Raw genomic sequence first — 18409 nt, 5'->3', positions numbered from 1 at the left:
CTTTCCGGCCGGTCAGTCATGTATTTCATCCCTATTTAATCACATCCCTGACGGTCTGTAGGCAGCGCTATCTCTGCCTTGTAGGAAGCTAACGCGATGACCGTCCAGCGGAGCGTTGGAAAAGGATGATTGCCAAGCGCAGTTCACTGTATATAATCCCAGTCACTGTATAAAAAGACAGAGCGATCAACATGCTAAAACTGACGCCACGCCAAGCTGAGATTCTGGCTTTTATCAAGCGCTGCCTCGATGACAACGGCTACCCGCCGACGCGAGCGGAAATTGCGCTGGAACTGGGGTTCAAGTCCCCCAATGCCGCCGAAGAACACCTCAAGGCCCTCGCTCGCAAAGGCGCGATCGAGATGACCCCCGGTGCCTCGCGCGGTATCCGCATCCCTGGCTTCGAAGCCAAGGCCGACGAATCGACCCTGCCCATCATCGGCCGCGTCGCCGCCGGTGCGCCGATCCTGGCACAGCAGCACATCGAAGAGTCATGCAATATCAACCCGACCTTCTTCCATCCTCGCGCCGACTACCTGCTAAGGGTCCATGGCATGAGCATGAAGGATGTGGGCATCTTCGACGGTGACCTGCTGGCTGTCCACACCACCCGCGAAGCCCGTAATGGCCAGATCGTCGTCGCCCGTATCGGCGATGAGGTCACCGTCAAACGCTTCAAGCGCGAAGGCAGCAAGGTCTGGCTCCTGGCCGAGAACCCTGAGTTCGCCCCGATCGAAGTGAACCTTAAAGATCAGGACCTGGTGATCGAAGGTTTGAGCGTCGGCGTTATTCGCCGCTAAAGGAGACATCATGCAGCTCGTCCACACCCCGCAACACACACAACTGTCGCTGTTCGAGGCCTTCATGGCCCAACCCCTTGCGCCTATCCTCAAGGAAACGGTCGAGGCGCCCTGGAGCGCCGAGCCGGAGGCGTTCAGTGAATTGTCGTTGCGCGGTGCAGCGGGGAGCTGCCTGAGCCTGCTGGCGCCGATCCTGCGTGAATTGAGTGAAGAGCAGGACGCTCGCTGGCTGACACTGATCGCCCCGCCCGCCAGCCTGACCCAGGCCTGGTTGCGAGACGCCGGTCTAAACCGTGAGCGTATCCTGTTGCTGCAACCGCGCGGCATGCAAAGTGCCCAGCAGTTGACCTGCGAAGCCTTGCGCCTGGGCCGTAGCCACACGGTGGTGAGCTGGCTGAATCCACTGAATGCCGGCGCCAAGCAGCAGTTGATCAGTGCCGCGCGCGTGGGCGATGCACAGAGCTTGAATATTCGATTGGGATAATTGGCTGAGCGGGCTTCTGTGGCGAGCGGGCTTGCTGTGGCGAGCGGGCTTGCCCCGCGTTGGGCTGCGAAGCGGCCCCAAAACCAGACACTGTGGATTAACTGATATACCGCATTCATCTATTTAGGGCGGCTTCGCCACCCAACGCGGGGCAAGCCCGCTCACTACAAATTCAATGCGGCGCAACAAGCCTGATCTTCGCAGACCTCAGTGAAGCACCCGCGGTCCATCGTCCTTCTCCGGCTCGCCTTCCGCCAAACGACCCGCCATCTGCACACCCACGCTCAACATGGCTTTTGCCACTTCCACGTGCTGGCCCTGCAAGAACACCTTGGCGTCCTCGGAAAAATCCAGAATAACCAGAGAACCCTCGTCCTCGGCCCGGCGCAGCTCGATACGGCCGTCAGGCAACTCAACAATTTCCAGAAAGGACGTTGGCATAAAAGTCTGTTCTCCACGAAAGGCCGGGATTATATCAGTCATCCACCCAGCCCCGCAGAGGATCTGAACAGGTTTCTTTACAGCTTGATGAACGGTGCTCTCAGGACCTGAACAGGCGTCAGCACTCGTTCAAGCCTTCACGAAAGCGCAGTGCCATCTTTTTCAACGCCTGGCGCCAGCCTTCCAGCTCTTCGCGGCTTAACGGCCTGGGCTCATCTTCTTGCATCGCAACCGCCACGATCAACGGCTGGGTCACATCACCCTTGGGCACATGAGGAACCCGCGGCGGCTGGAACATATCGGCATGCGCCTTGAGCAAGCGCGCAATCCAACTGTCGGGGCTTTGCGCCATTTCAACCAGCTCGGCCAATTCAGGAATCGCCATGGATTCGAGCACTTCGCGGTTCATGATCATCTCTGCACGAGGCGAGCCGGCTTGAGGCAAGCGATAGAACCCGGCGATTTCATGGCACAGGCCCAGCAAGGCGCCATACAGGTGGAACAACGCCGCTTCGCGCCCGGCCTGGACCAGCGCGATGGCATTCATCTCTTTCCCTTCCTCGGCGCGGCCAAGGGCTTCCAGGGATAAACCCGCAAAGTAAATTTTCTGATTGGTACGGGTATAGAGTTCGTTGGCCATAAGGCTGTCTCCACAACGAATGAGGCGTGATGCTGGCTGAACAGTGTCACGGATCAGCCGAGCGCACTGCAAGCGTAAAAAAAAGCCGCCTGTTACAGGCGGCCTTTGTTTTCGCAGCTTATGGGTCGATCAAGCGCCCTGGCGCTTGTCCTCGACCTTCCACTTGCCGCCATCGTAGAAGGCTTTCCAGCCGGTAGGCTTGCCGTCCACTTCAGTCTGCACGTATTGCTCCTTGGTTTTGCGGCTGTAGCGGATCACGGCCGGGCGACCATCCGGGTCCTTCTTCGGCGCTTCGCACAGGAAGTGGTACTTGGGATCGATCTCGTCCTTGTGCGGCACGATCTCCAGCACCAACGGCGCACGGGTCTCGCGGTTTTTCGGGAACTGGCTGGCGGCCAGGAACAGCCCAGAAGCGCCGTCACGCAGGATGTAGGTGTCGTTGACCTTCTCGCACTTGAGTTCGGGCATCTTCACCGGGTCCATCTTCGGCGGCGCCGCGTCACCGCTTTTGAGCAGCTTGCGGGTGTTCTTGCACGTGGGGTTGGTGCAGCCAAAGAACTTGCCGAAACGGCCGGTCTTGAGCTGCATCTCGCTGCCGCACTTGTCGCATTCCAGGCTTGGGCCTTCGTAGCCCTTGATGCGGTAGGTGCCCTCTTCGATCTCGTAGCCATTGCAATCGGGGTTGTTACCGCAGATGTGCAGCTTGTGCTTCTCGTCCAGCAGGTAGGCGTCCATCGCCGTGCTGCAGATCGGGCAACGGTGCTTGCCACGCAGTACCAGCGATTCGGATTCGCCTTCGTCGTCCGCGGCAATTTCATCACCCGGCACCAGGTTGACCGTGGCCTTGCAGCGCTCTTTCGGCGGCAGGCTGTAGCCCGAGCACCCCAGGAACACGCCGGTGGACGCGGTACGGATCTGCATCGGCCGGCCGCACGTCAGGCACGGAATGTCGGTCATCACCGGCTGGTTGGCGCGCATGCCGGTTTCAGGGCTTTCTGCCACTTCGAGCTTTTTCTTGAAGTCGCCGTAGAACTCGTCCAGCACGCTTTTCCAGTCGCGCTCGCCTTGGGCGACGTCATCGAGGTTCTCTTCCATGCCGGCGGTGAAGCCGTAGTCCATCAGGTTGGAGAAGCTCTCGGAGAGACGCTCGGTAACGATGTCGCCCATCTTTTCCGAGTAGAAACGACGGTTGTGCAGCGCCACGTAGCCGCGATCCTGGATTGTCGAGATGATCGCCGCGTAGGTCGAAGGACGACCGATGCCGCGTTTCTCCATCTCTTTTACCAGGCTGGCTTCCGAGTAACGCGCCGGCGGCTTGGTGAAGTGCTGGGACGGGTCGAGCTTGATCAGCTTGAGCGTATCGCCCTGGGCCATGTCCGGCAGCACATCGTCATCGCCTGGCTTGGCGATCTGCGGCATGACGCGGGTGTAGCCGTCGAACTTGAGGATACGGCCCTTGGCACGCAGCTCGAAGTCGGATGCAGCAACGCTGACGGTAGTCGACAGGTATTGCGCCGGCAGCATCTGGCACGCCAGGAACTGGCGCCAGATCAGCTCGTAGAGGCGCTCGGCGTCGCGCTCCATGCCGCTGAGCTTGCTTGGCTCGGTGTTGGCGTCGGAAGGACGAATCGCTTCGTGAGCCTCCTGCGCGCCTTCCTTGCTGCTGTAGACGTTCGGCTTCTCCGGCAGGTATTTCTTGCCGAACTCGCTTTCAATATAAGTACGCGCCATCGCCACCGCGTCTTGCGACAGGTTGGTGGAGTCGGTACGCATGTAGGTGATGTAGCCGGCCTCGTAAAGACGCTGGGCCATCATCATGGTTTTCTTCACGCCAAAGCCCAGGCGGTTACTCGCGGCCTGTTGCAGGGTGGAGGTGATGAACGGTGCCGACGGCTTGCTGCTGGTCGGCTTGTCTTCACGCTTGACGATGCTGTAGCTGGAAGCCTTGAGCTTTTCCAGCGCGGCCATGGCCTGGGCTTCGTTCAGCGGCTTGAAGGCTTCGCCCTTCTCGCGAGCCACTTCGAAGCGCACGTTGGCGCCCTTGGCGGTGCCCAGGTCGGCGTGGACTTCCCAATACTCTTCAGGGTTGAACGCGCGGATTTCGCGCTCACGCTCCACCACCAGCTTCACCGCGACCGATTGCACGCGGCCGGCGGACAAGCCACGGGCGATCTTGGCCCACAGCAGCGGCGAGACCATGTAGCCCACGACGCGGTCAAGGAAACGACGGGCCTGCTGGGCGTTGACGCGGTCGATGTCCAGCTCGCCCGGCTTGGAGAAGGCTTCCTGGATGGCTTTCTTGGTGATTTCGTTGAACACCACGCGCTTGTAGCGGCTGTCGTCACCGCCGATGGCTTCGCGCAGGTGCCAGGCAATGGCTTCCCCCTCGCGGTCCAAGTCGGTTGCGAGATAGATGGTGTCAGCATCCTTGGCGAGCCGGCGCAGCTCCTCGATGACCTTTTCCTTGCCTGGAAGGATTTCGTACTTGGCCTTCCAGCCATGATCCGGGTCCACACCCATGCGCGAGACCAGCTGCTTGCGCGCTTTCTCTTTAGGGGTGAGTACCGGACCTTCGCCCGCGGCGGCCTTGCCGCGCTTGGCGGCAGGCTCCTTGCTGGCGCTAGCCGAACCGCTGGTGGGCAGGTCTCGGATATGGCCGATACTCGACTTCACCACGTACTCGTTGCCCAAGTACTTGTTGATGGTCTTGGCCTTAGCCGGGGATTCCACAATGACCAGCGATTTGCCCATGGATCGGAAAATTCCTGAATTCGAGAAGTGAAAGGCAGTTGGCGCCTGTCGCGGCAACGCTATATATAGTGGCAACAAGGTGAGGTCAAGCGCAGCATTCTGCGCGACTGGCCGTTATTGCCCTGAAAAAAGACTGGGTTCAAGCTGGACCAAAGCAAAGCGCGGGACCTGCTCGCCGTCAACTTCGACGGTCTCCAGGAACATGCTCAAAGGGCGCACCCAAAAGCCGTAATCGCCATACAGCGCTTGGTAAAACACCACTTCTTCTTCGGTTTCGGAATGCCGCGCCACGTTGAAAACACGGTACTGCGGACCTTTGTAATGCTGATAGAGCCCTGGTTCGACTTTCATGCTCTGGCCCTCTTACAAAATGTGTTGAAAAAAAATATTAAAAATTCCCAAAAAACAAAAACCGGGGCACTGGGCCCCGGCTTCCGTCAACCCAACGCTTAAACGCGTTCGAAGACTGTCGAAATGCCTTGGCCGAGACCAATGCACATGGTAGCTACCCCGAGGTTGCCGCCATTTTGCTTCATCACGTTGAGCAAAGTACCGGAGATACGCGCACCGGAGCAACCGAATGGGTGGCCCAGGGCAATCGCACCGCCGTGCAGGTTAACCTTCTCGTTCATCTTGTCGAGTACTTTCAAATCTTTCAGCACCGGCAGGGCCTGTGCGGCGAAAGCTTCGTTGAGCTCGAAGAAGTCGATATCGGCGATAGTCAGGCCCGCGCGCTTCAAGGCTTTTTGGGTGGCCGGTACTGGACCATAGCCCATGATCGCCGGGTCCACACCCGCTACGGCCATCGAACGGATCACGGCCAGAGGCTGGATGCCCAGGTCCTGGGCACGCTGCGCCGACATCACGATCATGCACGATGCACCGTCGGTGATTTGCGACGAAGTACCAGCTGTCACGGTGCCGCCCTTTGGATTGAACGCAGGCTTCAATGCCGCCAGGCTTTCCAGGGTGGTGTCCGGACGAATGGTTTCGTCGTAGTCGAACAGTTTCAGGAAACCGTTCTCGTCGTAACCGTTCATCGGGATGATTTCATCCTTGAACTTGCCTTCCACGGTCGCCTTGTGGGCGAGCTGGTGGGAGCGCAGGCCGAACGCGTCCTGGGCTTCGCGGGTAATGCCGTGCATCTTGCCGAGCATTTCAGCGGTGAGGCCCATCATGCCCGAGGCTTTGGCCGCGTACAGCGACATGTGCGGGTTGGGGTCGACGCCGTGCATCATGCTCACGTGGCCCATATGCTCCACGCCGCCGACCACGAACACATCGCCGTTGCCGGTCATGATCGCTTGCGCGGCAGTGTGCAGCGCGCTCATCGACGAACCGCACAGGCGGCTCACGGTCTGGCCGGCCGCGGTGTGCGGGATCTGGGTCATCAGCGACGCCATGCGCGCAATGTTCCAGCCCTGCTCCAGGGTCTGGTTGACGCAGCCCCAGATCACGTCCTCGACTTCGTTCGGGTCAACCTTGACGTTGCGTTCCAGCAGTTTGCTGATCAGGTGCGCCGACATGTCTTCGGCGCGGGTGTTGCGGTGCATGCCGCCCTTGGAGCGGCCCATCGGCGTGCGACCGAAGTCGACAATCACGACGTCTCTTGGATTCAAGCTCATAAATATTCTCGCTCTAGTCGTCTGGGCACTTAACCGAAGAAGCTCTGGCCGTTCTTGGCCATCTCACGCAGCTTCGCGGTCGGGTGGTACAGCGGGCCCAAATCAGCGTATTTGTCAGCCAGGGCAACGAACTCGGCCACACCGATCGAATCGATGTAACGCAGCGCACCGCCACGGAATGGAGGAAAACCAATACCGTACACCAGGCCCATGTCGGCTTCGGCGGCGGTCTCGACGATGCCGTCTTCCAGGCAACGCACGGTTTCCAGGCACAGGGCGATCATCATCCAGTTGATGATGTCTTCGTCCGACACCTCACGCTGTTCGTAGATGACCGGGGCCAGCACTTCGTGCACCGACGGGTCGGCGACCTTCTTCTGCTTGCCCTTCTTGTCGGCCTCGTAGGCGTAGAAACCCTTGCCGTTCTTCTGACCGAGGCGCTTGGCCTCGTACAGCGCGTCGATCGCCGAGCGGCGGTCGTCTTTCATGCGGTCCGGGAAGCCTTCAGCCATCACGTCGCGACCGTGGTGGCCGGTGTCGATACCCACCACATCCATCAGGTACGCCGGGCCCATTGGCCAGCCGAATTTTTCCATGACTTTGTCGATGCGCACGAAGTCCACACCGGCGCTGACCAGCTTGGCGAAACCTCCGAAGTACGGAAACAGCACGCGGTTGACCAAAAAGCCCGGGCAATCGTTGACCACGATCGGGTTCTTGCCCATTTTCTTGGCGTAAGCAACGGTGGTGGCAATCGCCTCCTCGCTGGACTTCTCGCCACGGATCACTTCCACCAGCGGCATCATGTGCACCGGGTTGAAGAAGTGCATGCCGACGAAGTTTTCCGGACGCTTGAGGGCCTTGGCCAGCAGCGAGATGGAAATGGTCGAGGTGTTGGACGCCAGGATGGTGTCGTCCTTGACCTGGGCTTCGACTTCGGCCAGTACGGCTTGCTTGACCTTCGGGTTCTCGACAACCGCTTCGACCACCAGGTCGACGTGGCCGAAATCGCCGTAGGACAGCGTAGGACGAATGCCGTTGAGCACTTCAGCCATTTTCGCCGGGGTCATGCGACCTTTATCAACGCGACCCACCAGCAGCTTGGCGGCTTCCGCCAGGCCCTGCTCGATACCGTGTTCGTTGATGTCCTTCATCAGGATCGGCGTGCCTTTGGACGCCGACTGATAGGCGATGCCGCCGCCCATGATACCGGCGCCGAGTACGGCCGCCTGTTTCACGTCACGGGCGATTTCGTCGTAGGCCTTGGCCTTTTTCTTCAGTTCCTGATCATTCAGGAACAAGCCGATAAGGCTTTGGGCAGCCGAGGTTTTCGCCAGTTTGACGAAGCCTGCCGCTTCCACTTCCAGGGCTTTGTCGCGACCGAAGTTCGCGGCTTTCTGGATGGTCTTGATCGCCTCGACCGGCGCCGGGTAGTTCGGGCCGGCCTGGCCTGCCACGAAACCCTTGGCGGTTTCGAACGACATCATTTGTTCGATGGCGTTGAGCTTGAGTTTTTCCAGCTTCGGCTGGCGCTTGGCCTTGTAGTCAAATTCGCCGCTGATGGCGCCCTTGATCAGGTTCAGTGCCGCTTCGGCCAGTTTGTCCGGGGCAACCACGGCATCGACGGCGCCGACTTTCAGCGCGTCTTCAGCACGGTTTTCCTTGCCGGCGGCAATCCATTCGATGGCGTTGTCGGCACCGATCAGGCGCGGCAAGCGCACGGTGCCGCCGAAACCCGGGTAGATGCCCAGCTTGACTTCAGGCAGGCCGATCTTGGCCGTGGCCGACATGACGCGAAAGTCCGCCGCCAGGCACATTTCCAGGCCGCCGCCCAACGCGATGCCATTGATTGCGGCGACGGTCGGTAGGTTGAGGTCTTCGAAATCGCTGAAAATCTTGTTGGCTTCGAGGTTGCCAGCCACCAGCTCGGCATCGGGCAGCTTGAAGTTGTCGACGAATTCGGTGATGTCCGCGCCGACGATAAACACGTCCTTGCCGCTGGAGACGATCACGCCTTTAATCGATGCATCTGCTTTGATGGTGTCTACGGCCTGACGCAATTCATTCAGGGTTAGACGGTTGAACTTGTTGACGGACTCACCCTTGAGGTCGAACTTGAGCTCGACGATGCCACTTTCAAGAGCCTTAACCGTGATGGCTTTACCTTCGTAAATCATCAACTGATCTCCACGATATGGAAGCTGAACAGTACACACTGGACGCTGGCCTCTGGTTGGACATTGATGAATTCGTCAATGCTCACCCCATTGCGCCAGGCACACCCGCCAATGCGATAGTCGGGATTCTGTATGAGTCGTCTGACAGACAAACGCTCAATTCATACGCCCGTTTGATTCGGGTACGCCACCTTCATCCAATTCCGGGCAATTGTCAATCGCTCCAAAGGCTAGGAAAAACGCGACTTTCCAGTCATTTAAGAACCCCAGCCCTGAAGGCGCTACACGTCAATATTTGATTATTCATAGAATCAATAAGACAAAAAATCTGGGAAAGGGCTGTACAGAACCGCATAGGCCGCTAGGCTAGCGACAAGCGTAACGCGACGGGATGAACATCCAACGCGGGCAACACCGAATTACCGGCCTGCCTGGCCAACTCCAGCCCGATGATGATATCGGGCTTTTTATTGCCTGCCGGTTTGTCAGGCCAGGGCCTTGAGAAGTGCATCGATCTCCTGCAGGACGCTCGCCTCGCCCTTCTCGCCCCAGTACAGCGCAATCATTTGCTTGTCGGCCTCGATCTTGTAGACGTTGCCCGGCAGCTTCGCAAAATACGGCAACAACTTTTCATCAACGCAGACTTCGCGCCATTGATTCACCCACACCCCCGGCTCCAGCTGCCAGTAGCTCCAGACCGTCGGCGTGCTGCTGCGCCGTGGCCGGCAGTACTGCGCGCAGGGGCTCGGCGGCTGGTGCTTGAGCCAGTGCGGCCACGCCTGCGGCGACAGTTGCATGGCCAGGCCGATGCGTCGCGCCTCCATGCGCAGGGCCATGCGCCCGCTCTGATGGCGCGAAGGGCGCAGCCACACCAGAGGGCTCAGAACCACCAGAAGGATTGACACCACTATCCAGACCGTCATATGTGTACTCCCGATTTTCCCGATGAGCGGATTTGACTTGGGGCAACCCCATCCGCTTGAAAGCAGCCATACTGAATTTATTGCAGTCCCCTGGAGGAACGCCCCATGCCCTACGAACATATTCTGGTCGCCGTCGACCTGACCGAAGAGTGCGATCCAGTGATCAAACGCGCGCAGGAATCGTCCATCGCCAATGGCGCGAAACTGTCACTGGTGCATATCGTTGAGCCAATGGCCATGGCCTTCGGCGGCGACGTGCCCATGGATCTTTCCCAGTTGCAGCAACAGCAATTTGACCAGGCCAAGGAGCGTCTTGAGCGCCTGATCCTCAAATATCCCAAATTGAACAAAGAAGCGTGCCACCTCACCTACGGCCAACCGCGTCAGGAAATCCATCATCTGGCCAAGGAACACAACTGCGACCTGATCGTGGTCGGCAGCCATGGCCGTCACGGCCTGGCGTTGTTGCTGGGTTCCACCGCCAATGATGTGCTGCATGGCGCGCCGTGTGATGTGCTGGCCGTGAAGCTGGTGAAGGCACCTTAAGAACACTGAAGATCAAATGTGGGAGCTGGCTTGCCTGCAATAGCAGTCTGTCAGTTGATGCATCTGGTGGCTGATACACCGCTATCGCAGGCAAGCCAGCTCCTACATTTTTAACTGTATTCCATATGAAAAACCCGGTGCTCATCAGATGAACACCGGGTTTTTTATTGCGTGCCGATCACTCAGCCATCCAGCTCGGCCCAGCGCTCAACCAGCACTTCCAGCTCCTGGTTCAGTTTCTCAAGCGAAGCAATAACCTCGGCAGTCTCCGCCGCCGGACGCTGGTAGAAACCCGCGTCAGCCATTTGCGCTTCCACCGCGGCGATCTGCTGTTCCTTGGCGTCGATATCGCCCGGCAAGGCTTCCAGCTCACGCTGCAGCTTGTAGCTGAGTTTTTTCTTGGTGGAGGGTGCGGCTTCCTGTGCCGGAGCAGCAGCGGCCACGGGCGCGACAACCGCCGAGGTCAGGTCGGCCTTGCCGGACTTGCTCTCGGTCACGCCCAGCAGACGCGGCGAGCCGCCCTGGCGCAGCCAGTCCTGGTAACCACCGACGTATTCACGCACCTTGCCTTCACCTTCGAAGACCAGGGTGCTGGTGACCACGTTGTCGAGGAATGCCCGGTCGTGACTGACCATCAGCACGGTGCCGTTGAAGGTCAGCAGCACCTCTTCCAGCAGCTCGAGGGTTTCCACGTCGAGGTCGTTGGTCGGTTCGTCGAGCACCAGCAGGTTGGCCGGCTTGCTGAACAGCTTGGCCAGCAGCAGGCGTGCACGCTCACCACCGGACAAGGCTTTGACCGGTGTACGTGCACGTTGCGGGCTGAACAGGAAGTCACCCAGGTAGCTGAGGACGTGGCGGCTCTGGCCGTCGATATCGATAAAGTCGCGGCCTTCGGCGACGTTGTCGATCACGGTCTTTTCCAGGTCCAACTGGTGACGCAATTGGTCGAAGTAGGCCACATCGATCCGCGTGCCCTCTTCCACCTTGCCGCTGGTCGGCTGCAGACCGCCAAGCATCAGCTTGAGCAAGGTGGTCTTGCCGGTGCCGTTGGCGCCCAGCAGGCCGATACGGTCGCCGCGTGCCAGGACCATGGAAAAGTCCTTGATCAGGAACGGGCCTTCCGGGTGATGGAAGCTGACGTTTTCCAGCACCATCACTTGCTTGCCCGACTTGTCGGCGGTATCGAGCTGGATATTGGCCTTGCCGGTACGCTCGCGGCGTTCGCTGCGCTCGACACGCAGCGCTTTCAACGCACGCACGCGGCCTTCGTTGCGGGTACGGCGCGCCTTGATGCCCTGGCGGATCCAGACTTCTTCCTGGGCCAGTTTCTTGTCGAACAGGGCGTTGGCGGTTTCTTCTGCCGAGAGTGCGGCTTCCTTGTGCACCAGGAAGCTGGCGTAGTCGCCGTTCCAGTCGATCAGGCCGCCACGGTCCAATTCGAGGATGCGGGTGGCCAGGTTTTGCAGGAAGGAACGGTCGTGCGTGATGAACAGCACGGCGCCCTGGAAGTCCTTGAGGGCTTCTTCGAGCCAGGCAATCGCGCCGATATCCAGGTGGTTGGTCGGCTCGTCGAGCAGCAGCAGGTCCGGCTCGGACACCAGGGCCTGGGCCAGCAGCACGCGACGACGCCAGCCGCCGGACAACTGGGCGAGGGTCTTGTCGGCCGGCAGCTGCAGGCGGCTCAGGGTGCTGTCGACCAATTGCTGCAAGCGCCAACCGTCACGGGCTTCGAGGTCTTGCTGGACGTGCATCAATTTGTCCAGGTCGGCTTCGGTCACGCAGTTCTGCGCCAGGTGATGGTACTCGGCGAGCAAGGCGCCCACGCCATCGAGGCCTTCGGCAACCACGTCGAACACTGTCCGCTCGTCGGCTACCGGCAATTCCTGCGGCAATTCGCCAATCTTGAGGCCCGGCGCGCGCCAGACAGAACCCTCATCGGGCTTCTGGTCGCCTTTGACCAGCTTCATCATGCTGGATTTGCCGGTGCCGTTGCGGCCGATGATGCACACCCGCTCACCACGGGCGATCTGCCAGGACACCTTGTCCAACAACGGCATAGCGCCGAAAGCAAGGGACACATCGCTGAATTTGAGCAGGGTCATACGCTTCTCCAAAAACTGGGCGCGCATTCTACCTGAGTTGAGGGTGGGATGCGGCTGGCATTTTCGCTGCCGACACGTTCTGTAGGACATTTCCAACGAACTTGAACGAACCGGCCAGCAAAGCTTTCTCAGGCGTCGGGCAAAAGGCTAAGCTAGGGGCAATCAGTGTCGGCGGTGCCGGTGCTAGTCGTGATTTCTCTGCACGGACGTCTCATGCGCAGTCGCCTTTTCAACTTTTTATCTTGTCTGCTTCTTTCCGCCACCGCCGTTCAATCCGCCCAGGCCGTGGACCTCACCACCCAACGTCAATATTACGATGAAGCCAAACGCGCCTTGGCCACAGGCGACACCGGCCCGTACATGCAATACAGCCAGGCCCTGGCCGACTATCCGCTGACGCCGTACCTGGCCTACGACGAACTGACGGCACGCCTGAAAACCGCGAGCAACCAGGAAATCGAACAGTTCCTGGCCAAAAATGGTGACCTGCCCCAGGCCAACTGGATGAAATTGCGTTGGTTGCGCTGGCTGGCCGAGCGCGGCGACTGGCAGACCTTTGAAAAGTACTACGACGCCAAGCTCAATTTCGTCGAACTGGACTGCCTGCATGGCCAGTACCAGCTCACCCACAACCAGAAAGCCGAAGGCTACAAGACCGCTGAAAAACTCTGGATGACCGGCAAGTCCCAGCCGGCGGCCTGCGATGTCACATTCGGCCAATGGGCGGCGGACGGCCAACTCACCGAACAGAAGATCTGGGACCGCGCCAAGCTCGCCGCCGAAGCGCGCAACTATGCGCTGGCCAACAGCCTGGTCAAAACCCTGCCCACCCTCGGCGCCCAAGGCCGCTTGATGGTGGATGTCGCGCAAAAGCCGGACATGCTCAGCGATCCATCGCGGTTCCTGCCGGCCACCGAAGCCATGTCGGACGCCGTAGGCCTGGGCCTGCGCCGCCTGGCACGCCAGGACCCGGACAAAGCCATGGCCCTGCTCGACGGCTACGCCAGCAGCATGCGCTTCTCCCGTGACGAAAAAGTGTCGATCGCCCGGGAAATCGGCCTGACCCTGGCCAAGCGCTACGACCCGCGCGCCCTTGAGGTGATGACCCAATACGACCCGGAATTGCGTGACAACACCGTCTCCGAATGGCGCCTGCGCCTGCTGTTGCGCCTGGCCCGCTGGGAAGATGCCTACCAGTTGACCCGTAAGTTGCCGCAGGACCTGGCCACCACAAACCGCTGGCGCTACTGGCAGGCGCGCAGCCTGGAACTGGCCGAGCCGAAGAATCCGCAAGCGCTGGCGCTGTACAAGAACGTGGCCAAGGAACGGGATTTCTACGGGTTCCTCGCCGCTGACCGCTCCAAATCTCCCTACCAGTTGAACAACAAGCCTCTGGTGATGAGCCAGGCGCTGGTCAACAAGGTCCGCAACACCCCCGGCGTGCGGCGTGCGCTTGAGTTTTATGCGCGTGGCCAGATCGTCGACGGGCGTCGCGAGTGGTACCACGTCAGCCGCCACTTCAACCGCGACGAAATGGTCGCCCAGGCCAAGCTGGCCTATGACATGAAGTGGTACTTCCCGGCTATCCGCACCATCAGCCAGGCGCAGTACTGGGACGACCTGGACATCCGTTTCCCGATGGCCCACCGCGACACCCTGGTGCGCGAGGCCAAGGTGCGTGGCCTGCATTCCAGCTGGATCTTCGCCATTACCCGCCAGGAAAGCGCGTTCATGGACGACGCCCGCTCCGGCGTCGGCGCCAGCGGCCTGATGCAACTGATGCCCGGCACCGCCAAGGAAACCGCACGCAAGTTCAGCATTCCCCTGGCCTCCCCGGCCCAGGTGCTGGACCCGGACAAGAACATCCAGCTCGGCGCCGCCTACCTGAGCCAGGTGCACAGCCAGTTCAACGGCAACCGCGTGCTCGCCTCCGCTGCCTACAACGCCGGCCCAGGGCGCGTGCGCCAATGGCTGCGCGGTGCGGATCACCTGAGTTTTGATGTGTGGGTGGAAAGCATCCCGTTCGATGAGACACGCCAGTATGTGCAGAACGTGCTGTCTTATTCGGTGATCTACGGGCAGAAGCTCAATTCACCGCAGCCGTTGGTGGATTGGCATGAGCGGTATTTCGATGATCAGTGATAACTGACTGGCCAAGTGACAATGGCGAGGCGATTCCTTTGTGGTAAGCGGGCTTCCTGTGGCGAGCGGGCTTGCCCCGCGTTGGGCTGCGTAGCGGCCCCAAACCTGCAAGCGCGATCTGACAGTTACACCGCGGGGACTGACTTGGGAGCGCTTCGCGCTCCAACGCGGGGCAAGCCCGCTCGCCACAGGAAGCCGGCTGTGCGCTCGGTCCGTGCTAGCCTTCGCTTTTCGCAACCTCTGTTCCTTCGCTGAACTGCAATGCCGCCAACCGCGCATACAGCGCATTGCTCGCAATCAACTGCTGATGCGTGCCCACCGCCACCAATTTACCCTGGTCCATCACCGCAATCCGGTCGGCGTTCTTGACCGTCGCCAGTCGATGGGCGATCACCAGCGTGGTGCGCCCCTGCATCAACTGCGGCAACGCTTGCTGGATCAGGTGTTCACTCTGGGCGTCCAGCGCGCTGGTGGCTTCGTCGAGCAGCAGAATCGGGGCGTCCACCAGCAAGGCGCGGGCGATGGCCAGGCGTTGGCGCTGGCCGCCGGAAAGGCCCATGCCGCCGTCGCCAAGGTGGGTCTGGTAGCCGTCGGGCATTTGCAGGATGAAGTCGTGGGCATGGGCAATGCGCGCGGCGGCTTCGACTTGCTCGGTAGTGGCGGCAGGGTTGCCGTAGCGAATGTTATCTTCGACGCTGCCAAAGAACAGCGCCGGGCTCTGGGACACCAGGGCGAAGTGGCGGCGCAGGTCCATGGGGTCGAGTTCGGTCAGCGGGTGGCCTTCGAGCAGGATGCGGCCCTGCTGGGGGTCGTAGAAACGCAGCAACAGGTCGAACAGGGTCGACTTGCCAGCACCGGACGGTCCCACCAGCGCCAGGGTTTCTCCGGGGTTGATGCTCAGGCTCAAGCCGTCGATGGCGTAGCTGTCCGGCCGTGAGGGGTAGGCAAAGCGCAGGTCTTGCAGCGCCATGTGACCACTGACCCGCGCAGGCAATTGCACGGTTCCAGTGGCGGGCGCCTGGATTTCGTTGTTCGACTGCAACAATTCGCCAATCCGCTCGGCGGCCCCGGCGGCGCGCTGCAATTCACCGAGCACTTCACTGAGCGTGCCGACCGCACTGCCGACGATCAGGCTGTAGAACACGAACGCCGCCAGCTCGCCGCCGGAAATGCGCCCGCTGATGACGTCCATGCCGCCGACCCACAGCATCACCCCCACGGCGCCGAGCACCAGCATGATCACCAGGGTAATCAGCCAGGCGCGCTGGGCAATGCGTTTTCGTGCGGTGGTGAACGCCTCTTCCACGGTCACGGCAAAGCGCTGTTCGTCCTGCACCTGATGGTTATAGGCCTGCACGGTCTTGATCTGGCCGAGGGTCTCGGACACATAACTGCCGACGTCGGCGATGCGGTCCTGGCTCTGGCGCGACAAGCTGCGCACGCGCCGCCCAAAAATGAGGATTGGCGCCAGCACCAACGGCAGCGCCACCACCACGATGCTGGTGAGCTTGGGGTTGGTCACAAACAGCAACACGATGCCGCCGATGACCATCAAGGCGTTGCGCAAGAACAGTGACAGCGACGAGCCGATCACCGATTGCAGCAGGGTGGTGTCGGTGGTCAGCCGCGACTGGATCTCCGAGCTGCGGTTGTTCTCATAAAAACCGGGGTGCAGGTAGATCAGGTGGTTGAACACCTGGCGACGGATATCCGCCACGACCCGCTCGCCGATCCACGACACCAGGTAAAACCGTGCAAACGTACCCACCGCCAAGCCCAGGACCAGGACCATGAACAGGCCGATGGATTGGTTGAGCAGATGCGGTGACTGGGTCATGAAGCCCTGGTCTACCAGCAGGCGAATGCCCTGCCCCATGGACAAGGTAATACCGGCCGTGACGATAAGCGCCAACAGGGCACCGAGCGCCTGCCAGCGGTACGGCGCAACAAAACGGCTGGCCAGGCGAATCGCGCGGCGTTGACGGGCTGAGAACATGAGGGCATCACCGATGAGGAACCTGTACATCAACATTGGGGGAACTTGGGCGAATAACAATGAGTCAGGTTAATTATGCTCACCGTGGCCAGACGCTAGAGATTTTCGGTCTAACCCCTGGCTGGAAATTTATATCGGTTTCTGGTGCACTGGGCGTTCGAACCGGTGATCGCGCAGGGAGCTGTAATAGCCTGGTCACGCGGGGGAATTAGAATAGGTACACAACCTGATGAGGAGACAGGCCATGACCTTGCAAAATAGCAGCGACGCCAAGATTGAAGTGATTCGCCAACCGCAGGCGTTGCCTTGCACGTACATTGACGCCCAAGGCCACGAAGTGCAGATTACCGAAGAGATGATCCAGCAAGCGTGCAGCGAACTGGAGCAGCGCCTGGTCAAGCCTGCACAGCAAGGCTGACGCGCTGACGCTATTTTCAAACCCGGCCCAGGTGGCCGGGTTTTTTATGGGCGGTCTAAACGGATTCCGCGCCCAGTGCGGACACGATGTTCGACAACCGGGCCGACTCGCCATTAATACGCACCTTCAGCCCATCGATCTCACGGCGCTCGGGATAGTGCTTGCGCAGCAGGTCGAAGGCCTTGCGCTGTTCATTCACGGTTCCTACAAGGCTACGACGAAAATCCGCATCATCGCGGCGCGGGTCGTACACGCTGCGGCACAAGGTCGCCAGCGCCCAGGCCGGGTCGGTCGACGCGTTCAGGTGCACCTCGGCCAGCCAGGGCGGTGGCAGCAGGTCGCTCAACTGAATGCTCGGCTCCTGGCCCAGGTGCGCGCAGAACGCCTGGTAGATCTGCGCGGTGCCGCGCTGCTTGCCGTCCAGGCTGTAGCCGGCGATGTGCGGTGTGGCCAGCACACACAAGTCGGCCAAGTCGGCGTCGACTTCGGGCTCGCCTTCCCACACATCCAGCACCGCTTGCAGGTCTTCACGCGCGAGCAGCACTTCGCGCAGCGCGGCATTGTCCACCACCGGGCCACGGCTGGCGTTGATCAGCCAGGTGCCGGGCTTGAGCTGGTTGAGGCGCTGACGGTCGAACAGGTGCCAGGTGGAGCCGTTGCCGGACTTGGTCAGCGGCGTGTGCAGGCTGATCACATCGCAGTGCTCGATGATTTGCGCCAGGCTGACGTAATCGCCGTCTTCGGCGATTTGCCGGGGCGGGTCGCAGACCAATACCTTCCAGCCCAGGCCCTTGAGCACCTCGACCAGCCGCCCGCCGACTTCACCGGCACCGACCACGCCGTAGGTGCGCCGGTTGAGGTCGGCGCCTTCGATCTCGGCCAGGGTCATCAGGCTGCCCAACACATAATCCACCACGCCGCGCGCATTGCAGCCGGGGGCGCTGGACCATTGGATACCGGCCTGCTTGAAGTAGTCCAGGTCCAAGTGATCGGTACCGATGGTGCAGGTGCCGACGAAGCGCACCTTGGAGCCCTCCAATAAAGCGCGGTTGACGTTGGTCACGGAGCGTACCAGCAACACATCGGCCTGCTCGACCGTGGCGCGGTCGATGGAGCGGCCGGGTACGCGGCGAATCTCGCCAAATCCCTGGAAGAATGCATCGAGCAGCGGAATATTTTCGTCGGCAACAATCAGCATGGCGGGCTCCTTTTGGCGGAACCGCAGTGTACAGGGATGCGATTTGGGTTCCAGCGTGGATCGAGTGGATACCCGCAGAATGTACGGAGATCTAACTGTGGGAGCGGGCTTGCTCGCGAATGCGGTGGGTCAGATAGTACCTTGTGACTGACACACCGCATTCGCG

General features: G+C 60.5%; 15 protein-coding genes. 5 read left to right on the top strand and 10 right to left on the bottom strand.

All coding sequences use genetic code 11. The features are described 5' to 3' along the window. Positions 1-191 precede the first annotated feature (191 nt). Positions 192-800: a transcriptional repressor LexA gene (lexA, locus tag H0Z09_RS19020; RefSeq protein WP_186692450.1), complete on the top strand. Its 609-nt coding sequence runs from the start codon at positions 192-194 to the stop codon at positions 798-800. Between the two features lie 10 nt (positions 801-810). After that, positions 811-1284 carry an SOS-induced cell division inhibitor SulA gene (gene sulA / locus H0Z09_RS19015; RefSeq protein ID WP_186692448.1) on the top strand — a complete coding sequence of 158 codons (474 nt, stop codon included), beginning with the start codon at positions 811-813 and terminating at the stop codon, positions 1282-1284. 207 nt (positions 1285-1491) lie between these two features. Here sulA and H0Z09_RS19010 read toward each other — a convergent pair whose 3' ends face one another. The 7 genes from H0Z09_RS19010 to H0Z09_RS18980 form a co-directional block, all read right to left on the bottom strand. Beyond that, on the bottom strand, positions 1492-1725 hold the full coding sequence (locus H0Z09_RS19010) for a hypothetical protein (RefSeq protein WP_005786160.1): 234 nt from the start codon (positions 1723-1725) through the stop codon (positions 1492-1494). A 118-nt stretch (positions 1726-1843) separates the two neighbouring features. After that, positions 1844-2365, bottom strand: coding sequence for a DUF6586 family protein (locus H0Z09_RS19005; protein WP_186692446.1), 522 nt, complete (start codon positions 2363-2365; stop codon positions 1844-1846). A 129-nt stretch (positions 2366-2494) separates the two neighbouring features. After that, the gene (gene topA, locus H0Z09_RS19000) at positions 2495-5116 is read right to left on the bottom strand and encodes a type I DNA topoisomerase (RefSeq protein ID WP_186692444.1); all 2622 of its coding nucleotides are present in this window, start codon (positions 5114-5116) and stop codon (positions 2495-2497) included. Between the two features lie 114 nt (positions 5117-5230). Beyond that, positions 5231-5467 (bottom strand): DUF1653 domain-containing protein, encoded by a 237-nt coding sequence (locus H0Z09_RS18995; RefSeq protein WP_076950285.1) that lies wholly within the window; start codon positions 5465-5467, stop codon positions 5231-5233. A 98-nt stretch (positions 5468-5565) separates the two neighbouring features. Continuing rightward, complete coding sequence (fadA, locus tag H0Z09_RS18990; RefSeq protein ID WP_076950284.1) at positions 5566-6741, bottom strand: acetyl-CoA C-acyltransferase FadA; 1176 nt, start codon at positions 6739-6741, stop codon at positions 5566-5568. 29 nt (positions 6742-6770) lie between these two features. Then, positions 6771-8918, bottom strand: a complete 2148-nt coding sequence (fadB, locus tag H0Z09_RS18985; RefSeq protein ID WP_186692442.1) for a fatty acid oxidation complex subunit alpha FadB — start codon at positions 8916-8918, stop codon at positions 6771-6773. Between the two features lie 485 nt (positions 8919-9403). Further along, the gene (locus tag H0Z09_RS18980; RefSeq protein WP_076950282.1) at positions 9404-9841 is read right to left on the bottom strand and encodes a hypothetical protein; all 438 of its coding nucleotides are present in this window, start codon (positions 9839-9841) and stop codon (positions 9404-9406) included. 105 nt (positions 9842-9946) lie between these two features. Between H0Z09_RS18980 and H0Z09_RS18975 the strand changes: the two genes are divergently transcribed. Continuing rightward, positions 9947-10387: a universal stress protein gene (locus H0Z09_RS18975; RefSeq protein ID WP_076950281.1), complete on the top strand. Its 441-nt coding sequence runs from the start codon at positions 9947-9949 to the stop codon at positions 10385-10387. Between the two features lie 182 nt (positions 10388-10569). On the opposite strand, the gene H0Z09_RS18970 is transcribed toward H0Z09_RS18975, so the two are convergent. Next, positions 10570-12489, bottom strand: a complete 1920-nt coding sequence (locus H0Z09_RS18970) for an ATP-binding cassette domain-containing protein (RefSeq protein WP_076950280.1) — start codon at positions 12487-12489, stop codon at positions 10570-10572. A 213-nt stretch (positions 12490-12702) separates the two neighbouring features. On the opposite strand from H0Z09_RS18970, the gene H0Z09_RS18965 reads away from it, so the two are divergent. Then, positions 12703-14631 (top strand): transglycosylase SLT domain-containing protein, encoded by a 1929-nt coding sequence (locus tag H0Z09_RS18965; protein ID WP_186692431.1) that lies wholly within the window; start codon positions 12703-12705, stop codon positions 14629-14631. A 217-nt stretch (positions 14632-14848) separates the two neighbouring features. On the opposite strand, the gene H0Z09_RS18960 is transcribed toward H0Z09_RS18965, so the two are convergent. Then, complete coding sequence (locus H0Z09_RS18960) at positions 14849-16627, bottom strand: ABC transporter transmembrane domain-containing protein (RefSeq protein WP_186692421.1); 1779 nt, start codon at positions 16625-16627, stop codon at positions 14849-14851. A 244-nt stretch (positions 16628-16871) separates the two neighbouring features. On the opposite strand from H0Z09_RS18960, the gene H0Z09_RS18955 reads away from it, so the two are divergent. Next, entirely contained in the window at positions 16872-17045 is a 174-nt protein-coding gene (locus H0Z09_RS18955) for a PA1571 family protein (RefSeq protein ID WP_186692412.1), read from the top strand. A 55-nt stretch (positions 17046-17100) separates the two neighbouring features. Here the strand turns inward: H0Z09_RS18955 and pdxB are convergent, their stop codons facing one another. Further along, positions 17101-18243, bottom strand: a complete 1143-nt coding sequence (gene pdxB, locus H0Z09_RS18950; RefSeq protein ID WP_186692410.1) for a 4-phosphoerythronate dehydrogenase PdxB — start codon at positions 18241-18243, stop codon at positions 17101-17103. Positions 18244-18409 lie beyond the last annotated feature (166 nt).

Source organism: Pseudomonas sp. SWRI18, assembly GCF_014268345.1.
Lineage (GTDB): Bacteria > Pseudomonadota > Gammaproteobacteria > Pseudomonadales > Pseudomonadaceae > Aquipseudomonas > Aquipseudomonas cedrina.
Note: the sequence above shows the minus strand (reverse complement) of the source record. Positions and strands in the feature narration are given on the sequence as shown.